Annotated in this window: 16 protein-coding genes; 7 read left to right on the top strand and 9 right to left on the bottom strand. The window is 51.2% G+C overall.

The window, feature by feature from the left end; all coding sequences use genetic code 11:
- Positions 1-89: 89 nt before the first annotated feature.
- From glgX to ACLJRS_RS03830, 6 genes are all read right to left on the bottom strand, one after another.
- Complete coding sequence (gene glgX, locus ACLJRS_RS03805; RefSeq protein ID WP_000210600.1) at positions 90-2,165, bottom strand: glycogen debranching protein GlgX; 2,076 nt, start codon at positions 2,163-2,165, stop codon at positions 90-92.
- Between the two features lie 56 nt (positions 2,166-2,221).
- A complete protein-coding gene (gene treY / locus ACLJRS_RS03810; protein WP_000613147.1) occupies positions 2,222-4,750 on the bottom strand; it encodes a malto-oligosyltrehalose synthase in 2,529 nt (842 codons plus the stop codon).
- Positions 4,747-6,531 carry a malto-oligosyltrehalose trehalohydrolase gene (gene treZ, locus ACLJRS_RS03815; RefSeq protein WP_000095544.1) on the bottom strand — a complete coding sequence of 595 codons (1,785 nt, stop codon included), beginning with the start codon at positions 6,529-6,531 and terminating at the stop codon, positions 4,747-4,749. Before treZ ends, treY begins: the two co-directional genes overlap by 4 nt.
- Before the next feature lie 128 nt (positions 6,532-6,659).
- On the bottom strand, positions 6,660-7,445 hold the full coding sequence (locus ACLJRS_RS03820) for an OBAP family protein (protein ID WP_000698592.1): 786 nt from the start codon (positions 7,443-7,445) through the stop codon (positions 6,660-6,662).
- A 142-nt stretch (positions 7,446-7,587) separates the two neighbouring features.
- On the bottom strand, positions 7,588-7,917 hold the full coding sequence (gene hdeB / locus ACLJRS_RS03825; RefSeq protein ID WP_001032161.1) for an acid-activated periplasmic chaperone HdeB: 330 nt from the start codon (positions 7,915-7,917) through the stop codon (positions 7,588-7,590).
- Positions 7,918-8,266: 349 nt separating this feature from the next.
- A complete protein-coding gene (locus tag ACLJRS_RS03830; RefSeq protein ID WP_000152297.1) occupies positions 8,267-8,698 on the bottom strand; it encodes an OsmC family protein in 432 nt (143 codons plus the stop codon).
- Between the two features lie 511 nt (positions 8,699-9,209).
- On the opposite strand from ACLJRS_RS03830, the gene bdm reads away from it, so the two are divergent.
- The 4 genes from bdm to adhP all read left to right on the top strand — a co-directional run bounded on the left by bdm (position 9,210) and on the right by adhP (position 12,833).
- Complete coding sequence (gene bdm / locus ACLJRS_RS03835; protein WP_000495700.1) at positions 9,210-9,425, top strand: biofilm-dependent modulation protein; 216 nt, start codon at positions 9,210-9,212, stop codon at positions 9,423-9,425.
- 94 nt (positions 9,426-9,519) lie between these two features.
- Positions 9,520-9,663 (top strand): stationary-phase-induced ribosome-associated protein, encoded by a 144-nt coding sequence (sra, locus tag ACLJRS_RS03840; RefSeq protein ID WP_000841559.1) that lies wholly within the window; start codon positions 9,520-9,522, stop codon positions 9,661-9,663.
- 176 nt (positions 9,664-9,839) lie between these two features.
- Positions 9,840-11,537, top strand: a complete 1,698-nt coding sequence (locus ACLJRS_RS03845; RefSeq protein ID WP_000450509.1) for an NAD-dependent malic enzyme — start codon at positions 9,840-9,842, stop codon at positions 11,535-11,537.
- A 285-nt stretch (positions 11,538-11,822) separates the two neighbouring features.
- The gene (adhP, locus tag ACLJRS_RS03850; protein ID WP_000642447.1) at positions 11,823-12,833 is read left to right on the top strand and encodes an alcohol dehydrogenase AdhP; all 1,011 of its coding nucleotides are present in this window, start codon (positions 11,823-11,825) and stop codon (positions 12,831-12,833) included.
- Positions 12,834-12,923: 90 nt separating this feature from the next.
- Here the strand turns inward: adhP and fdnI are convergent, their stop codons facing one another.
- From fdnI to fdnG, 3 genes are read right to left on the bottom strand one after another with little or no spacing between them, the layout of a single operon-like run.
- Positions 12,924-13,580, bottom strand: a complete 657-nt coding sequence (gene fdnI, locus ACLJRS_RS03855; RefSeq protein ID WP_000045660.1) for a formate dehydrogenase-N subunit gamma — start codon at positions 13,578-13,580, stop codon at positions 12,924-12,926.
- Entirely contained in the window at positions 13,573-14,457 is an 885-nt protein-coding gene (gene fdxH / locus ACLJRS_RS03860; RefSeq protein WP_000061599.1) for a formate dehydrogenase subunit beta, read from the bottom strand. The genes fdnI and fdxH overlap by 8 nt, the downstream gene beginning before the upstream one ends.
- 13 nt (positions 14,458-14,470) lie before the next feature.
- On the bottom strand, positions 14,471-17,518 hold the full coding sequence (gene fdnG, locus ACLJRS_RS03865; RefSeq protein WP_001574320.1) for a formate dehydrogenase-N subunit alpha: 3,048 nt from the start codon (positions 17,516-17,518) through the stop codon (positions 14,471-14,473).
- Positions 17,519-17,795: 277 nt separating this feature from the next.
- Here fdnG and yddG point away from each other — a divergent pair, with 277 nt between their 5' ends.
- From yddG to ACLJRS_RS03880, 3 genes are all read left to right on the top strand, one after another.
- The gene (gene yddG / locus ACLJRS_RS03870) at positions 17,796-18,677 is read left to right on the top strand and encodes an aromatic amino acid efflux DMT transporter YddG (protein WP_000203795.1); all 882 of its coding nucleotides are present in this window, start codon (positions 17,796-17,798) and stop codon (positions 18,675-18,677) included.
- Between the two features lie 524 nt (positions 18,678-19,201).
- On the top strand, positions 19,202-20,290 hold the full coding sequence (ompD, locus tag ACLJRS_RS03875) for a porin OmpD (RefSeq protein WP_000769037.1): 1,089 nt from the start codon (positions 19,202-19,204) through the stop codon (positions 20,288-20,290).
- A gap of 143 nt (positions 20,291-20,433) precedes the next feature.
- Positions 20,434-20,814: a GFA family protein gene (locus ACLJRS_RS03880; protein WP_014343841.1), complete on the top strand. Its 381-nt coding sequence runs from the start codon at positions 20,434-20,436 to the stop codon at positions 20,812-20,814.
- Positions 20,815-20,832: the final 18 nt, after the last annotated feature.

Consider the following 20,832-nt stretch of genomic DNA (forward strand, 5'->3'; position numbering starts at 1 on the left):
ACGGTGTTATTTCTGCGGCATGATATCGCCTGAGCGCCAGTAAAAAACCGGCCATCAAGGCCGGTTGGGTCCGGAGCGCGGTTTTACTATCAGGGGCGTCTGAATAATACGATGCTGCGCCCGGCCAGATCGAAATCCATTTCTTCGGTAATCCGCATTCCCTGCTGCGCGTTATCGGCAGTCGTCAGTTCAAGTACCCAGCCGCCTTCTCCCCACATCGGAATACGGAACGGTACGCTGCCTTCAAACGGATTGAAAAGCAGTAAGGCGTCATGCCAGATCCCCGCTTCCGGCTGGAGATCGGGACGACTAATGCATACGCCTATGGTCGATCCCTCATCCCATTGTTCGGATTGCTGCGCCCCTCCGCCGGCGTTAAACCAGCGGATCTCCAGACCGTCACGCCAGCTCTCCCGGCGCAGCAACGGTTGCGTGGCGCGCAGTTGAATCAGATGACGGGTAAACTCCCGTAGCGCATTGGCGGTTTCCGGCAAATTATCCCAGTGGACCCACGATATTTCACTGTCCTGACAGTAGCCGTTATTATTGCCCATCTGACTGCGGCCAAACTCATCGCCCGCTAATAACATCGGCGTGCCGTGCGAGAAAAGCAAGGTGGTCAGGAAATTGCGTTTCTGTTGCTCGCGTATCGCATTGATGCCTTCGTCGTCGGTTGGCCCTTCTGCGCCATAATTACAGGAGCGGTTATCATTATGCCCATCATTATTATCTTCGCCATTGGCTTCATTATGCTTGTCGTTATAAGACACCAGATCGTTCAACGTGAAGCCGTCATGGGCTGTAATAAAGTTAACGCTTGACCAGGGGCGACGGCCGCGCAAATCATAGAGATCGCCGGAACCCAGCAGGCGTGCGGCGAAATCATTTGTGACGTTGTCACCTTTCCAGTATTCGCGTACCGTATCGCGGTATTTATCATTCCATTCGCCCCACCCTGGTGGAAAGCCGCCAACCTGATAGCCGCCCGGTCCGATATCCCAGGGTTCGCCAATCAGTTTCAGTTTTGCCAGCACCGGGTCTTGCGTTACCGCATCAAAAAAGCCGCCTCTCTGATCAAAGCCTTCCGGCTCACGACCAAGAATGGTGCCCAAATCAAAACGAAAGCCGTCGACATGCATTGACTCCGCCCAATAGCGAAGGGAATCCATCACCATTTGCAGTACCCGTGGATGAGAGGTATTGACGGTATTACCTGTCCCTGTATCGTTAATGTAATAGCGATGCTGATCGGGCATGGTGCGATAGTAAGAGAAGTTATCGATACCTTTGAATGACAGCGTGGGGCCAAGTTCATTTCCTTCTGCCGTATGGTTATAGACCACATCCAGTATCACTTCGATGCCGGCATCATGGAAAGCGCGCACCATATCGCGGAATCCCTGAATACCTTTTGGACCATAGTAGCGCGTCGCCGGCGCAAAAAAGCCCAGCGAGTTGTATCCCCAGAAATTTTTCAGTCCTTTATCGAGCAGATGCTGATCGTCCGGGAACCAGTGAACGGGTAAAAGCTCGACGGAGGTAATCCCCAGACTTTTAATGTAATCCACGCTGGCTTTATGCCCCATGCCTTCAAACGTACCGCGTAGAGGCTCAGGGATCGCGGAATTAAGCTGGGTAAAGCCTTTTACATGCGTTTCATAAATAATGGCGTTCGACCACGGTATGGAAGGCCGTTGTCTATCCTCCCAGTTAGCCTCATCCGGATCAATCACCCGGCATTTAGGCGTAAATGGCGCGCTATCCTGGTCATCAAAGGTCAAATCTTTATCGTCATGAAGTAATTGATATGCGAAATGCGCATCGTTCCACTGAATATCGCCCACCAGTTCACGGGCATAAGGGTCAATAAGCAGCTTATTGGGGTTAAAACGATGACCATTTTCCGGGTCATAAGGACCGTAAACGCGGTACCCATACAGCGCGCCGGGCTGCAACTTCGGGACATAGCCGTGCCATATTTCGTCGGTATATTCCGGTAACTCCAGACGAGCGATTTCATGCTCCCCGCTCGGATCGTAAAGACAAAGCTCGACGCGTTCCGCATGGGCGGAAAAAATAGCGAAATTCACGCCTTCGCCGTCATAATTTGCGCCAAGCGTATGGCTGTATCCTGATCTGATTTCAAAAGCCCTGTTTGTTGTCATTCTCTTTCTCCACCCACGGTAAACGTTGTCCTGTCACGGCACATCAACACATAAACTCAGTCGCTCATTAAAACCAGTACGCCGCCCTGATGTGAGGCCAACGACAGGCGTTCACCAGACATTAACCTCTCCTGGGTAAGCACATTGCGATAATGATGCTGATTAAGCTGTCCGGGTATAATAATGTCTGTTCCTGCCCAGAAACCGCTATGCGATTGTGACAATAAGCCGTCACATTCGGCGAACACCAGTCGGGGCGCAACAACGATCAGCGCATCATCATGATTGACTCTGGCGTAAGCGATGACCTTGTCGGCACGCTGACCAATAGCCCGCAGCGGTATATAGTCGCCAAAACGGAAGAGCTCATGATTCTGCTGACGCAGACGCAGTAATGCAGCGGTGACATACTGATTCACCTGCCCGTTCAGCCAACTCTCTTCGCGCGAGAAAACTCCCGGCGTCAGTTGGTCTAACTGCTGCGCCAGCGTGGCGAAATCCGGTTCGCGGCGGTTGTCGGGATCGACAAGACTAAAATTCAACGCCTCGCTTCCCTGATAGATATCAGGTACTCCCGGCGCGGTTAATTTGATAACGGTCTGCGTCAGGCTGTTAACCAGCCCTGCGCGGATGAAGGGTTGCAAGGAACGATAAAAATCCTGCAAAAATGTCTGATTATCCGGTGCCAGTAAATAACGGGCGTAATCAAGCATTGCCGTTTCGTAAGCCTCATTACTGTCCACCCAATCGGTACGTAGCTTCGCTTCGCGTAGCGCTTTCTCCACAAAGGCTTCAAAGCGTATTTTCAGCGCGTTTAAACCTGTTTCGTCCTGTGGTTGTAGCATCGGGGGCCAGACGCCGGTCAGCGCCTGATATAACATCCACGTATCCGCCGATTTTGGCGCAGTGCCATCATTCAAAAATTTGACATGGGTCTGGTTCATCTGCCGCCAGCGGGCAAGGCATTCGCTCCACTGTTCCGGCGCTTCGGTAAGCGTATACAGGCGTGCTCGCGCATCCTCGCCTCGCTTGGTATCGTGGGTCGACGTACCGGATAACGCATCAGGCTGTCGCGCCTGTCGGGTTTTCATCTCATGGTGAAAGCGTTCGATGGAGAAGTGATGAGTGACGGGCTCGGCGCCGACTTCATTTAACGCCAGTCCCATGTTTTGACGAAAGAAAAGCGTATCCTCTACCGATTTCGCCATCAGCGGACCGGTGAGTTGCTGGAACCGAACGCGAAACTGTGTCGCCTCCTCCTGGCTGGAGGCGGGAACATCGCCGGTAAGAAGGCGGCTCAGAAATGTAAGCGCTTCTGGCTGCGGAGGGTTTTCAAGCGTCTTTACCCGTTCCACAATACGGTGTAACAGGCAAATATCGGTCGGCGGTAGCCCTTCTGCCGTGCCGTAAGTGCGATATACAGGAAAGGCAATTAATAACTCGCGTAACGCCTGCCGAACGATGCTCTCTTCCTGTGCGATCTGTAGCTCGCTGGCAATCGACAGCGCAAGCGCGAGCAGCCGGGTAAATTCCCCCTCGAAATTGCGATCGACCATCAGCAATTTAGCCGCCCGTAATTCCGCCCGCATATCCACTGGCGCGCCTTTAACGGTCTCGTAAGCCTGGCGCAGATTGTCTATCTGCTCATCGTCAACCAGCACCTCCGCCAGCGAGGCGATAAATTCATAGCCTGTGGTGCCGGAAACCGGCCAGTCATCAGGAAGTTGCTCGCCTTTAGCGAGAATTTTTTCCACGGTGATATAGCACGCCGGCCCCACTTCCTGACGTAAACGCGCAAGATAGGCTTTCGGATCGGCAAGGCCGTCGATATGATCGATACGTAAACCGTCAACCGCCCCCGTTCTGACCAGCTCCAGAATCAGCCGATGTGTATCGTCGAAGACGGTTTTATCTTCCACCCGCATTCCTACCAGCCCTGTGACCTCAAAGAAACGCCGATATGAAAGCGAGCGAGCGGCCTCGCGCCAGGACATTAATTTCCACGGCTGGCGCTCATGCAAATCAGCAATAGCGGCTTTATCGGTAAGCGCCAGTATTTCGGCCTCGCGCCCCTGCCATGTCGCCGGCGCAAGCGGATAATAGTTATCATAATAGGCGAACGCGGGTTTACCCGTAGCGGGATCGGGCTTGATCGCAATTTCTCCGTTTTCCAGCACGGCGTCAAACGTGTCGCCTAAAAAAGGCAGCGTCAGTCGGCGCGACCAGTCAATATCGAAATGGCGCGCGTAACGGCTCTCCTTGCCATATTCAAGCACGTCGCGCCACCAGGCGTTTTCCAGCGAGCTGGCCATGTGATTAGGCACAATATCGATGATCAATCCCAGCCCTTGCGCTTTAAGTTCGGCCACCAGTCTTTCAAATCCTTCGCGCCCGCCAATAGAAGGCTCAATCTCATTCGCATCGGTGACATCATAACCATGCGTTGACGCTTTGGTGGCGGTAAAGATGGGTGAGGCATAAAGATGGCTGATACCCAGATTTTTAAGGTAAGGCACCAGCGCCGCAGCGCGATCGAAGGTCATGCCATTACGAAACTGAAGACGATACGTTGCAGTTGGGATCATGATGCAGACTCTCCCTGGGCTAAGCGGACAATAAGAGAATGTTGGGAAAGCGACCCGGTGGATTCATTCGGCCAGGCGAAGAGAGTCTTACCCGGTAAATCGGGCAGCAATACTGTCGTGGCGCTAATATTCAGCGCCAGTGACAGTGTTCCTCCCGGAAAACGCCAGCTAACGGCAATAAACCCGGGCGCGGTTTGCAATACCGTTCCTGAGCTCTCACGGGCAGCGGACAACAGCGGCACGATATGCTTCTGGCGCAAAAGCAGTAGTTCGCGGGTAAACGCCAGCCACGCTTTACCCTCTTCACTGTGCTGTTGCTTCCAGTTAAGTTTTGAGCGTTGAAAGGTCTCTGGCGCATTCGGGTCCGGAACATTCTCCCCTGCATGATCGGCAAACTCTTTTGCGCGACCTTCACGAACGGCGCGGGCTAAATCCCCATGGAAATCGGTAAAAAAAAGAAAAGGACGGCTTTCGCCATACTCTTCGCCCATAAAAAGCAGCGGAATATGCGGTGAAAGCAGCAACGTGGCGAGCAATACTTTTGTTCGTTCAGCGCCCGCCAGGGTTATCAGTCTGTCGCCCTGGGCGCGGTTACCGACCTGATCGTGATTCTGAATAAAATCCACAAAAGCGACCGGGGGTTGTCCGGTACTTTTTACGCCGCGAGGTTCGCCGGTTTGCGGTGAAATTTCTCCCTGATAAGCGAATCCTTCGGCCAGCGCTCTTGCGAGGTGTTTTTCCGGGGCATCAGCAAAATCGTTGTAGTAGGCCTGGGTCTCTCCGGTCGCAAAAACGTGGACGGCATTATGAAAATCGTCATTCCATTCGGCGGTAAACAGCGGCGCATTGCCATCCTGATCTCGGGGATGCAGAGAAATAATATTGCGGCTATCTTCGGTGGTCAGATGAATGGGCCTGTCGGTAATGTCTTCCCGAATACGTTGTGCGATTTCAACCAGCACATGCCTGGCGCTACTGTCCTCAATCTGATCGATAGCGTCAAAGCGTAAGCCGTCGAGATGGTATTCTGTCAGCCAGTATAACGGCGCCTCGATGATATAGCGCCGCACGGCGTCGACATCATAGGCGATACCATTTCCCCACGGCGTCATGCGCTCTTTGTGGAAAAACGCCGGCGCCAATAGCGGTAAATAATTTCCTTCCGGGCCGAAATGGTTCAGCACAATATCCAGGACGACGGAAAGACCATACCCATGCGCGGCGTCAATAAACGCTTTGAAATCATCCGGCGTCCCATAGGCAGAATGCGGCGCGTAAAGCAGTACGCCGTCATAGCCCCAGCCGCGCTCGCCGCCAAATTGCGCAACGGGCATCACTTCAATAACGGTAACGCCGAGTTCAGCGAGATAAGGCAGCTTCGCTATTGCGGCGCGGAAGGTGCCTTCCGGAGTGAACGTGCCTGTATGCATCTCGTACACCACGGCCTGCTCCCAACGGCTACCTTTCCACCCGGTGTTGCGCCACGCGTAGCTGCCTGGATCAACCACATATGACGGACCGTTGACGTCAGTTTTTTGGGCGCGGGAAGCCGGATCGGGGACCACCATGCCATCGCTGAGTACAAAGTTATACTCCGTACTTGGCATCACCCCGGAGACGTCCAGCGTAAACCAGCCGTCACCGCTCGCCTGCATTTCCTGGTCTTTACCCGCAAGCCTGAGCATAACCTTTTGCTGACCGGTGGCCCAAAGACGAAAGCGGACAACATCAGCGGCGATATATTCAGCCCCCCAGCTTTTGCAAAAAATTTTTGAACTCATTTGTCGCTCCGTTTAACCCATAACCTCTACAACATCCGAAGAACAAGCATAGACTATGGGGCTAATCTTTACGTGACACTGTCACTTAACAGGCATTCTTTTTCGTATCTGCGTGTAAAACCGTGGAATTATTGTCGGGATTGCTCAGATGTACCGAAGTGCGCGGTATCGCCTCGCCCGTGTTCGCCAGAGCCCTGAACACGCTGTAGCTGGATAACCTCCCCCTGCTCCCAGGCGTTAGCCCCCTTAACAACGGGATGTTCAGGCAGATCCTGCCGCTCGCGTTTAATGGCTCGGGTATCAATTCCCAGACGGCGATCCCGATCGGCCAGCAGCGCGGGGGCAAGCTGCCCGTCGCCAGTAAAGCCCATCATCAGCGCAGGGATGCCCATTGGCAGGGTTTTATCCCGGTCGGTATGCCAGGTGTGCCAAGTCTTGCCATAAGTATTAACAATCTTACTCATCAACGCCTTATCAGCGACCTGCGGTAAGCCAGGCGCCACCAGGCTACCGGATTTCACCTCGTACTGGTGGCTGTGCCACAGTTTTTTCTCCTCGGGAGGAAGCGTTTTAAATAAACGTTCGCTGATAATGTACTCCACCCCCATCAGGCGCGCGTTTTTCGTATTGCCGTCGTAAATCACCGCCTGCATGACATCTTCGTTCAGGACGGTAACGTAATGGTGCGCTTCCATCTGTCCGTTTTTATCACCGCTATAAAAATGGAACCCGTCAAGGTAGGTACTGATGGCATCGACAGGTGGTCTGGATTGAATAGCCGCCGCGCCTGTTTCCAGGGTACGTAATTTGGCAGATGTTTTTTCCCCGGGAATAGGTGTTTGCGGCGGCGTATTATTGGCGCCGCATCCGGCCAGAAAAGGAATGATAAAGAGTGCCAGCGGTAAAATTTTCATTAGGTCTCCATATAGTGAAAGGACTCTAATGAAAATAGTGCAATACCACGTGATTGGTAGAAGAAATGGAAGATGTTATTTGTGACGGTGTCACAAATAGTAAAACCCGACACACAGGCCGGGTTTTGATATCAGTTTTCTCTTATTTTGAGAGTTCTTTCTTGATTTCGTCTTTTATTTTGCTTAATTCACTCTGCGGGTTTTTCTTACAAAGCTCAACGGCTAGCGGCACTGCTGTCGTCTCAGTTTCCTGGAAATCAACGTAGTCCCCGCCTTTAAAATCTTCATCTTCATTCAGCACCCAGAAAGCGACTGGCGCCATCGTCTGCGGATTGAGGTCAACAAACTCCTGGCAGCTCATACCTTTAGGCGTAACGTTTGTTTTAGTAGTATCTGTTGCCGCATTCACGCTAACACTGGTTACCAGCGCTGCCACGATAATACCTGCTGTAGCAAGGGAGAATTTATTCATTGTTGTTGCTCCAATAATTATATAAATAACCTCTACATCTGCGCGTTAACCCGTTAATGTAGAACACAGTAAATAATACCCCTCCTCTCTCAGGAATAAAGATCACCCTCCGTGATATGGCTATTATTGATATTTACGTTGACTGATTTTGATGTTTGATGAATAAAGCAACATGGCGAGCAGATTTTAAGGCGAAAAAGTAGGCCACGACAATAGCCGCAGACGTGGTCTACGGCGCGTTGAGGTGATAGAAATACGGCAGGCATTCAGATAGACCGGGAGCGAGCCCTCCGTCTGAATGTATATTCATCAGCCCGATCAACCCATCGTTACCGGGCTGGAGAGGTTATCAGGCGTTAAGCTGGTAGTCGAGGGTGATTTCCGCATTCAGAACCTGCGAAACCGGACACCCGGCTTTTGCTTTCTGGATGATTTGATCGAAAGTTGAAGCATCAATATCTGCTACCGCGACTTTGCTTTGTAGCGCAATTTTGGTAATGGCGAAGCCCGCCTCCACCTTATCAAGCGATACGTCAGCGGTGGTGTCAATGGATGTCGGCGTAAATCCAGCCTCTCCCAGCATAAGTGATAGCGCCATGGAGAAACAGGCCGCATGTGCGGCGCCGATTAACTCTTCCGGGTTGGTTCCCTGCGCGCCTTCGAACCGGGTATTGAATCCATACGGTTGTTGATTAAGCACGCCGCTTTCTGTTGATACAGTACCTTTACCCCGTTTGATGTCGCCTTCCCAGTGTGCCTGACCTTTCTTATGGATTGTCATTTTTGCTCTCCTGTTGGCTCAAAAAATAAAGTATAGACCATGCTGCTAATCTGCGTTGTCCATGCCGATGGAGGTAGCATGTTGTCGATTACCCGCACTTCAGATATAGAAAATAGTTGTATGTTTTTTCAGTGATGAATATTAAACCAACAGGCCTCCCTTTCTTTAAAGAATATATCCCTCCTTTTATCCTTACTTTTTCTTCCGGAAGCGTATTCCATTATGTATATTTTCATTCAAATTAAGATTTGTCTTATCTCGTTGTAATAAAGGATAAAAATCGCAATAAGTAGCCTTTTAAATGTATATTTATTGTCCACTACTAGTATGAGGATATGTAATTGGCAAACGTAATATATTTTCTTCTGGGGTAAACAATTAGAGTTCTGCCTTGCGTTAAAATAACTCCAGGACTAATCTTAACCACAGCCGCAAAAATATTTGCCATGCTGAATACGAATTAATTTTCTGCGAGCCGTACTAAATAAATACATGTTCACGGAGGCATTATATGTTTACTTATCACTCAGCAAATACCTCAGCAGCACAACCGGCCCTGGTCAACGCGATTGAACAAGGATTACGCGCGGAGTTAGGCGTTGTCACCGAAGATGATATTTTAATGGAGCTGACCAAATGGGTTGAGGCTTCCGACAATGACATCCTCAGTGACATCTACCAGCAGACCATCAACTATGTGGTAAGCGGGCAGCACCCGACTCTGTAAAACCTGCTATGCTGTATCGGCAACCTTAGGGGTTACGTTTCTTTCGCGTAAGCGAATTTGTCCTTAAAACTAGCAACAGGATTGAGGAGTTAACATGAAATCGAACCGTCAGGCTCGTCATATACTTGGACTGGATTACAGAATTTCCAACCAGCGTAAGGTTGTTACTGAAGGCGACACCAGCAGCGTGGTGAATAACCCAACCGGCAGAAAGCGCCGCGCCGATAGCCAAAAGTAATCGTACAGTCCTGAAATGACGTTAAACACCATTGCATCTGCAATGGTGTTTTTGTTTATAGGAATGACCTTAACGTCTCACAATGCTTTATACTCAGGGTCGGTTCCCTGGTGGAAGGCAATATATGATGATAAACGACGGTGCCAGGGACAGTTATTCGAAAAAGAGTGAGTAACATGGAAACTACAACCAAGAAAGCACGTTCCCTTTATATCCCTTACGCTGGCCCTGTATTGCTGGAATTTCCCCTGTTAAACAAAGGCAGCGCTTTTAGCGTAGAAGAGCGCCGCAACTTCAATTTGTCAGGGCTGCTGCCGGAGGTCGTCGAGTCGATTGAAGAACAGGCCGAACGCGCCTGGCTCCAGTATCAGGGGTTTAAAACAGAAATCGATAAGCATATTTACCTGCGTAACATCCAGGATACCAACGAAACGCTCTTTTATCGACTGGTGCAAAACCATCTTGAAGAGATGATGCCGGTTATCTATACCCCGACCGTGGGCGCGGCCTGTGAGCGCTTCTCTGAGATTTATCGCCGGGCGCGCGGCGTATTTATCTCTTATCCGAACCGTCACAATATGGACGACATTTTGCAGAATGTGCCTAACCACAACATTAAAGTTATTGTGGTGACGGATGGCGAGCGGATTCTGGGGCTTGGCGATCAGGGCATCGGCGGGATGGGGATCCCTATCGGTAAGCTGTCATTATACACCGCCTGCGGCGGCATTAGTCCGGCCTATACCCTTCCCGTTGTGCTGGATGTCGGCACCAACAATCAACAGTTACTCAACGATCCGCTTTACATGGGCTGGCGTCATCCGCGCATTACCGACGATGAGTATTATGCGTTTGTCGATGAGTTTATTCAGGCCGTTAAGCAGCGCTGGCCAGATATCCTGCTACAGTTTGAAGATTTCGCGCAGAAAAACGCAATGCCGCTGTTGACGCGCTATCGTGATGAGATTTGCTCCTTTAACGATGATATTCAGGGCACCGCAGCCGTGACCGTCGGTACGTTGATCGCCGCCAGCCGCGCTGCCGGCAGTCAGCTTAGCGAGCAGAAAATCGTTTTCCTCGGCGCGGGTTCCGCCGGATGTGGGATTGCTGAACAGATCATCGCGCAGACTCAGCGTGAAGGTTTAAGCGAAGATGCCGCCCGACAGAACGTTTTTATGGTCGATCGCTTCGGCCTGTTGACGGACCGGATGCCTAATTTATTGCCGTTCCAGGCAAAACTGGTGCAGAAATGCGACAATCTCCAGCACTGGGATACCGAAAATGACGTGCTGTCGCTGCTGGATGTGGTGCGTAACGTGAAGCCGGATATCCTGATCGGGGTTTCCGGCCAGACCGGGCTCTTTACTGAAGAGATCATCCGCGAGATGCATAAGCATTGCCCTCGCCCGATCGTCATGCCGCTCTCTAATCCCACCTCTCGCGTGGAGGCCACGCCACAGGACATTATCGCCTGGACGGAAGGCAACGCGCTGGTGGCAACCGGCAGTCCATTCTCGCCGGTCATCTGGAAAGATAAGATTTATCCGATCGCACAATGTAATAACGCCTATATTTTCCCCGGCATCGGTCTGGGGGTTATCGCTTCCGGCGCATCGCGCATTACTGATGAAATGCTGATGTCAGCCAGTGAGACGCTGGCGAAACATTCTCCGTTGGTCAATAACGGCGAAGGATTAGTGTTACCAGCGCTTAAAGACATCCAGGTCGTGTCGCGCGCTATCGCTTTTGCCGTAGGTAAAATGGCGCAGCAACAAGGCGTAGCGGTGAAAACCTCTGCGGAAGCGCTGCAACAGGCGATTGACGATAACTTCTGGAAACCGGAATACCGCGACTACCGTCGGACTTCCATTTAATACGTACCCGGCGGTGAATGCCGCCGGATATCACTTTCTTCTTTAGTTTTGGTGAGTCTGTCGACACACCTGAATTCCTTTCCCTGCTTATTTGTCAAGCTACTAATATTAGCCACCTTTATGTATTGAACGGGGATTTATCAGGATAATCCTGGCTAAACTATTACATTGTATTTCTGCCGCCTTGCATAACTCATCAGAAATATTAATCCTAAAGAGGTAATAGCGCCTTACCTGCTATTACTTACCTGCTATGCAGTTCACTATTAATAAAAGGAGAAGGTTATGAAAGCTGCTGTTGTCACACAAGATCATCAGGTTGATGTTACTGAGAAAACGCTGCGTCCCCTTCGCCACGGTGAAGCTTTGCTAAAAATGGAGTGCTGCGGCGTATGCCATACCGATCTACACGTGAAAAACGGCGATTTCGGTGACAAAACCGGCGTTATTCTGGGACACGAAGGCATTGGCGTCGTGGCGGAAGTCGGTCCTGGTGTCACCTCGCTGAAACCCGGCGATCGCGCGAGTGTCGCGTGGTTTTATGAAGGATGCGGACACTGTGAGTATTGCAATACGGGCAATGAAACCTTATGCCGCAACGTGAAAAATGCCGGTTACACGGTAGATGGCGGTATGGCCGAAGAGTGTATTGTCGTCGCGGATTATGCGGTGAAAGTACCGGAAGGTCTGGACTCTGCAGCGGCAAGTAGTATTACCTGCGCGGGCGTTACCACCTATAAAGCGGTGAAGATTTCTCATATTAAACCTGGCCAGTGGATTGCCATCTACGGTCTGGGCGGTCTGGGTAATCTGGCCTTGCAGTACGCGAAAAACGTTTTCAATGCGAAAGTGATCGCCATTGATGTCAATGATGGACAACTGAAACTGGCCGAGGAAATGGGCGCAGATCTGACCATTAATTCACGTACGGAAGATGCGGCTAAAATTGTGCAGGAAAAAACCGGTGGCGCGCACGCAGCGGTGGTTACCGCGGTCGCTAAGGCGGCGTTTAATTCCGCAGTAGATGCCGTTCGCGCCGGAGGCCGCGTGGTGGCAGTCGGGTTGCCGCCAGAAGCCATGAACCTTGATATCCCTCGCCTGGTGCTGGATGGCATTCAGGTTGTCGGTTCGTTGGTGGGGACACGCCAGGATCTGACCGAAGCCTTCCAGTTCGCGGCGGAAGGAAAAGTCGTGCCAAAAGTCGCTTTACGTCCGCTTGAAGATATCAACGTTATTTTTAAAGAGATGGAACAGGGACAAATTCGTGGCCGTATGGTCATCGATTTCCGCCGTTAAACGATTTGCTGTGGTCGTCTGAGTATACAGACAGCAGATGAAAACAAGGCGCTACGAGGATAGCGCCTTGTTTATCAGATCGCGAAAGAATTACTGAATACCTTCTTCGGTCTCTTTTTTTGCTTCCGCCTTCTCGATTTCACGATACCAGCGTGGATGATGTTTCTTCGCCCAGCGACGGCTGACCTTCCCTTCGATCATGCCTTTAATCGAGCCTTTCACCCAAAACGCCATATACATATGGATGAGGATCGCGTGCATTAAAATAATGCCCGCCGCCGCATGAATTAACAGGCTATAACGCACCACCTGCATGGGGAAATACTGCGCGAAATACGGACGCCAGATAATCACGCCAGTCACCAGCAGCACAAAAATCATGCTCATAATGGACCAGAACATCATCTTCTGTCCGGCATTGTATTTACCGACATCCGCCACCTTATGCTCATTGCCTTTCAATACTTCGACAATATTTTTCAGCCACGGAATATCTTTTTTATCCGGGATGTTGTGGTGGACGAAACGCACGAACATAAACATCAGCGCGATGAAAATGGCAATACCGAAGAACGGGTGCAAAATACGTCCCATCTGCGGCGTGCCGAAGGTTTGCGTCAGCCATTGTAGCGTCGGGAAGAAAAACGAAATTCCCGACAGCGCTACCAGGAAGAAGCAGATCACCACCGTCCAGTGACAGGCGCGGTCGACAAATTTCGTGCGCACAATCATTTTCGACTTACTCATGATGATCCTCCTCATCGTCGTCCGTTTCTTTATTCGGGCCAATACCGATGTAGTGGTAAATCAGACCGGCGAAAGTGGCGATAAAGCCCGCTGCGGCCAGCGGTTTTAGCGCCCCTTTCCACAGATTGATTGAGGTATCGATCTGCGGATCTTTCGGCAAGCCGTGGTACAACTCCGGCTGATTGGCATGGTGCAGCACATACATGACGTGCGTGCCGCCGACGCCCTGCGGGTTGTAGATACCGGCATGTTCAAAGCCGCGCGCTTTTAACTTCTCCACGCGTTGCTCGCCCAGTTCCAGCATCTCTTTTTTGGTGCCGAAGTGAATAGCCCCGGTCGGACAAGTTTTGACGCAGGCCGGTTCCTGGCCCACGCTGACGCGATCGACGCAGAGCGTACATTTATAAACGCGGTTGTCCTCTTTGTTGAGGCGCGGAATATTAAACGGACACCCGGCGATACAGTAACCACAGCCGATACAGTGTTCAGATTGAAAGTCAACAATCCCGTTCGCGTACTGGATGATAGCCCCGGCAGATGGACAGGCTTTAAGACAGCCTGGATCTTCACAGTGCATACAACCATCTTTACGAATCAGCCACTCCAGCTTGCCGTTCTGCTCGGTTTCGGTAAAGCGCATCACCGTCCAGGACTTGGCGCTGAGATCGGCAGGGTTATCGTACACCCCGACACAATGACCAACGTTATCGCGAATATCGTTCCATTCAGAACAGGCTACCTGGCAGGCTTTACAGCCGACACAGGAGGAGACGTCGATCAGTTTCGCGACTTCGGCTTTGTAATCACGCGCCTGCGGAGGCGGCGTGATGGCGTTTGTTGCGGACCGTTTAATAATGTCCTGCGTTTCCATAGACATATGTTCGCCTCCCTTACGCCTTCTCGATGTTAACTAAAAACGCTTTGTATTCCGGCGTTTGCGAGTTGGCATCACCGACATTTGGCGTCAGAGTATTGGCGATATAGCCTTTGCGCGCGACACCCTCAAAGCCCCAGTGAATCGGGATCCCCACCGTTTCAACCTGCTGACCGTTGACATGCAGGGTGCGAAGACGACGAGTTACCACCGCGACCGCGCGAATAAACCCGCGTTTACTGCTCACCTTCACATAGTCGCCGTTAGCAATACCTTTCGCTGCCGCCAGCGTCTCACTGATCTCCACAAACTGTTCCGGCTGAGCGATAGCGTTAAGTAGCGCATGTTTGGTCCAGGTATGGAAATGCTCTGTGAGGCGGTAAGTCGTGCCCACGTACGGAAACTGCTCCTTCTTACCCATGCGCAGCGCATCTTCTTCATACAGACGCGCAGCCGGGTTCGAGACCACATTCGGGTGCAGCGGGTTAGTGCCCAGCGGCGTTTCCATCGGCTCGTAATGCTCAGGGAACGGTCCTTCCGCCATTTTATCAATAGCAAACAGACGTCCCAGCCCTTCCGGCTGCATGATAAATGGATTGGTCCCGCTCCCCGGCGCCGCGTTGTTAAAGTCCGGAATATCGTTCCCTGTCCACTTCGCGCCGTTCCACTGGATCAGCATCCGTTTTGGATCCCACGGTTTACCCTGCGGGTCCGCCGAAGCGCGGTTATACAATACGCGACGGTTTAGCGGCCACGCCCACGCCCAACCCAGTGTATTGCCAAGCCCTGACGGGTCGGCGTTATCACGTCTGGACATCTGGTTGCCCTGCTCCGTCCAGCTACCGGTATAAATCCAGCAGGAGGAGGATGTCGTACCGTCATCGCGCAGTAATGCAAAGCTGCTCAACAACTGGCCTTTCCTGGCAAGCAGTGTACCGTTGGCGTCATAGAGATCTTCCAGCGCATAGCCGTTGTTCTCTTTCGCCACTTCTTCCGAATGCGGTTCATCCGGCTGCTTGTAGTTCCAGCTCATCTTCAATAGTGGTTCGGCGCCTTTACCGCCTTCTGCGCGATACATTTCACGCAGACGATGGTAAATACCGGCCAGAATCTCGCCGTCGTTACGCGCTTCGCCCGGCGCGTCCTGACCTTTCCAGTGCCACTGTAACCAGCGACCGGAGTTAGCGATAGAGCCATCCTCTTCCGCAAAACAGGTAGACGGCAGACGGAAGACTTCGGTCTGAATCGTTGTCGGATCGACATCATTAGATTCGCCGTGGTTCTGCCAGAACGTTGACGTTTCAGTCACCAGCGGATCGATAACGACCAGATACTTCAGTTTGCTTAAGCTTTGCACCACTTTGTTTTTGTCCGGGAAGGACGCCACCGGGTTAAAGCCCTGACAGAAATAGCCGGTGACTTTTCCGCTATCCATCATGTTGAAATATTTGATCACGTCATAGGACTGATCCCACTTAGGCAGCCAGGCAAAGCCCCAGTCATTCTCTTTCTGCGCCGCATCGCCATAGAAAGATTTCATCAGGCTGACGAAGAACTTAGGATAATTACCCCAGTAGTTGACCTGATCGGCCAGCGTCGCTTTGGGGGTATTCGCGGCCAGATAAGTTTGCAGATCGGCCTGTTTTTCCGATGGCAGCGTCAGGTAGCCCGGCAGGCTGGTGGAGAGCAGTCCTAAATCCGTTAAGCCCTGAATATTAGAGTGGCCGCGCAAGGCGTTCACACCGCCGCCAGCCATCCCCATATTGCCGAGCAGCAACTGGATCATCGCCATAGTACGGATGTTCTGCGCCCCGACGGTATGTTGCGTCCAGCCCAGCGCATACAGGAAGGTGGTAGTGCGATCCGGCGCGCTGGTAGAGGCCAACACCTCACACACCTTCAGGAAATCCGCTTTCGGCGTACCGCAGATGTTTTCCACGACGTCCGGCGTGTAGCGCGAAACGTGCTGCTTCAGCAGATTCCACACACAGCGTGGGTGCGTCAACGTTTCATCACGTTTGGCATAGCCGTTTTCATCGAACTGGTAGTTCCAGGAGGATTTATCGTACTGACGCTTTTGGGCGTCATAGCCGCTGAAAAGACCGTCATCAAAGGCAAAATCATCCCGCACCAGCAGGCTGGCGTTGGTGTAATGCTTAACGTATTCAGCGTTGATTTTGTTATTTTCGATCAGGTACAGCAAAACGCCGGACAGAAAGGTAATGTCTGTACCGGAACGTATTGGCGCATAGATATCCGCCACCGACGCCGTACGCGTAAAGCGTGGATCAACGACAATCAGCGTCGCATCGTTATTGTTTTTCGCTTCCATCGCCCAGCGGAAACCCACCGGATGCGCTTCTGCGGCATTGCCGCCCATCACCATCACGACGTTGGCGTTTTTAATATCCACCCAGTGGTTGGTCATCGCACCGCGACCAAATGTTGGAGCAAGACTTGCTACCGTTGGTCCGTGTCAAACGCGCGCCTGGTTATCTACCGCCAGCATACCGAGAGAACGCGCAAACTTCTGCGTCAGCATACCCGTTTCATTGCTGGCCGCCGAGGCGCACAGCATTCCGGTAGAGAGCCAGCGGTTAACCGTGACGCCCTGCTCATTCTTTTCAATAAAGTTGGCGTCGCGGTCGGCTTTCATTAATTTAGCAATACGAGTGAAAGCGTCATCCCAGCTAATGCGCTGCCACTTGTCGGAACCCGGCGCGCGGTATTCCGGATAGCGTAGGCGATCTTCACTGTGAACATAGTCCAGCAAACCGGCCCCTTTCGGGCACAGCGCGCCACGGCTTACCGGATGATCCGGGTCGCCTTCAATATGGTAAATCGCTTCTTTCGCGTTTTTTGCCCCATCTCCCAGGCTATACATTAATAGCCCGCAACCTACGGAACAGTATGTGCAGGAGTTACGGATCTCTTTTGCGCGCAACAGCTTATAGTTTCGCGCCTGAGCCAGGGCCATTTTAGGGGTAAAACCCAGTGCGGCCACCGTTGTTCCCGCCATACCGCCCGCGCAGATTTTAAAAAATTGTCTGCGGCTGACGTCCATTGCTTTCCTCTTTTTTCCACGGATGCACGCCTCCTTCGAACTGCAGCAAAACCTCAGCCCAGGATGCGTGTATAACTTCGCGAGGAAACTAACAGCAAAATCGATAACTTTTTTGCGTCAAATCAATATTGAAACGGTTCCGCTATTAAATAGCCCTATTTTTAAACTGCTATAACTCCAGGGAGGTACTAAAAAATGACACTGCATGGCATCGCCCTCGGAAAAAGTGCTATAAGTGGCAGTTTATTTTGCGCGGTATTCAGGACAGTCACAAAGCATGACATCACAAAAAGCAACGCTAATAGGGCTTGTTGCCATCGTTCTGTGGAGCACGATGGTTGGGTTAATTCGCGGCGTCAGCGAAGGTCTTGGACCGGTAGGCGGCGCAGCCATGATCTATTCATTAAGCGGCCTGCTGCTGATTTTTACCGTCGGATTACCTGATATCCGCCGTTTCCCGGGGCGATACCTCATCGCAGGCAGCGTACTGTTTGTCAGTTATGAAATATGCCTGGCGCTTTCTCTCGGTTATGCCGCCACTCGCCATCAGGCTATCGAAGTCGGCATGGTTAACTATTTATGGCCCAGCCTGACCATTCTGTTTGCCATTCTTTTTAATGGGCAAAAAACTAACTGGCTTATTGTTCCTGGATTGCTTATTGCACTTACTGGCGTTTGCTGGGTTCTGGGGGGCGAGAATGGTCTTAATCCAGGAGAAATTATCAGCAATGTCGCCACCAGTCCGCTAAGTTATTTACTGGCATTTCTTGGGGCGTTTATATGGGCGACGTACTGCACGGTCACAAATAAATATGCGCGTGGTTTTAACGGTATCACAGTCTTTGTGTTACTCACCGCCGTGGCGCTGTGGTTCCACTATTTTCTTACGCCGCAACCTGCCATGATATTTAGCCTACCGGTGATTGCTAAACTTTTTACCGCGGCATTAACGTTAGGGTTTGCCTACGCCGCATGGAATGTGGGCATACTTCATGGCAATGTGACTATCATGGCCGTAGGGTCTTATTTTACCCCCGTCATGTCCTCTGCTCTGGCCGCGCTGTTACTCAGCTCGCCACTGTCATTCTCCTTCTGGCAAGGCGCAGTCATGGTTTGCGTAGGTTCGCTACTTTGTTGGCTGGCAACGCGGCGGCGCTAAGCGACGGGCGGGCCGATGTTGATATAAAATCCGCCCACTGCACCTTGACACCCTTCACAACACAACTACGCTTTTATCTATCGCCTGTGTGTATTTGACGATTTTCCATTTTCACGTGCTCCCCCTGCGCCATACCAGGATTGCGCTGGTAAAAAATACGGATTTTATAGAATAGTTAAATATGTTAATCTGATGATATAATTTTATTAACAAATATATAATTAACGCTAGCTGGCAACTGTATTAGTGCATATAATAATCAGTCGTTACTACCAAAAATAAAACCATAAACAGCCCAATAGTCCCCTCCGAAAATATATCTTATTAGACAGTCCCTATTTAAATTAATACTCTCAAATGTATTAAGGAGATCTCGATCACACAAATTAAAATAATTTGTAATCTTATGAAACTTATTATTGAACTTATGCCACTCCGTCATTTAAAAATAGTCTGCCATTGACAAACGCCTCGTTTAACAATGGTTGAGGAAACACGCTAAGAAAATTATAAGGATTATTAAAATGAAACTTAAGTTAGTGGCAGTGGCAGTGACTTCCCTGTTGGCAGCAGGCGTTGTAAATGCAGCCGAGGTATATAACAAAGACGGCAATAAACTGGATCTGTACGGTAAAGTTCACGCTCAGCATTATTTCTCTGATGATAACGGAAGTGATGGTGACAAAACTTACGCGCGTCTGGGCTTCAAAGGCGAAACGCAGATCAACGATCAGTTAACCGGTTTTGGCCAGTGGGAATATGAATTCAAAGGCAACCGTACTGAAAGCCAGGGCGCTGACAAAGACAAAACCCGTCTGGCGTTTGCTGGTCTGAAATTCGCTGACTACGGTTCTTTCGACTACGGTCGTAACTACGGCGTTGCTTACGACATCGGCGCATGGACCGACGTTCTGCCAGAGTTTGGTGGCGATACCTGGACTCAGACTGACGTCTTCATGACTGGCCGTACTACTGGTGTTGCCACCTACCGTAACACTGACTTCTTTGGCCTGGTTGAAGGTCTGAACTTTGCCGCGCAGTACCAGGGCAAAAACGACCGTGACGGCGCGTACGAGTCTAACGGCGACGGTTTCGGTCTGTCCGCAACGTATGAGTACGAAGGTTTTGGCGTAGGTGCGGCCTATGCGAAGTCTGACCGTACTAACAACCAGGTGAAAGCAGCGAGCAACCTGAATGCTGCGGGTAAAAACGCTGAAGTCTGGGCTGCTGGTCTGAAATATGATGCGAACAACATCTACCTGGCGACCACCTACTCCGAAACGCTGAACATGACCACCTTTGGTGAAGATTCAGCGGGTGATGCGTTTATCGCGAATAAAACCCAGAACTTTGAAGCAGTTGCTCAGTATCAGTTCGACTTCGGTCTGCGTCCGTCCATCGCTTACCTGAAATCCAAAGGTAAAAACCTGGGTACTTACGGCGACCAGGATCTGGTTGAGTACATCGATGTCGGTGCTACCTACTACTTCAACAAAAACATGTCCACCTTCGTTGATTACAAAATCAACCTGCTGGACGACAGCGACTTCACCAAAGCGGCTAAAGTGTCTACCGACAACATCGTTGCTGTTGGTCTGAACTACCAGTTCTAATTTTGTTGTAGTCTGAATACAAAGCCAGTCCTTTCAGGGCTGGCTTTTTCTCTTGATGTAGACTCGGTCATAAGGAGTATGCCGTGCAGACGTTCACTGGTCGTTGTCTTTGCGGACAGAGCCATTTTACCGTTGACGTCGAAATGCTGGATGTCTATGCCTGCCATTGTACGCTGTGTCAAAAATGGTCGGGTGGAATAGCCATGTATCTGGAAGCCTGCGGGCAACCACAGCTAGCCCCCCTTTCCCCGGAACCGCCATACTTTTCATCCTCTTCGCGCGGCGAACGCTACTTCTGTTCCGGCTGCGGGTGTCCGCTGTGGTTTCGGCTTACCGATACCGATCGCTATTTTATTCCCTGGACCTTACTGGAACTGAACGAAGTTGATCGCCGTCGGCTGATTCTGGCTGCGGAAATTTATACCGAAACCCAGCCTGCCTTCTGGCGACTGACGGGGCAATACGCACGCCTCAGCGGTAAAGAGGTTGAGGAAATGGACTCCCCCTGCCAGCTAGCGCATTAAGCGCTTATCTCACCAGGC

Origin of the sequence: Salmonella sp. SAL00670 (assembly GCF_046552235.1) — a bacterium.
GTDB lineage: Bacteria > Pseudomonadota > Gammaproteobacteria > Enterobacterales > Enterobacteriaceae > Salmonella > Salmonella enterica.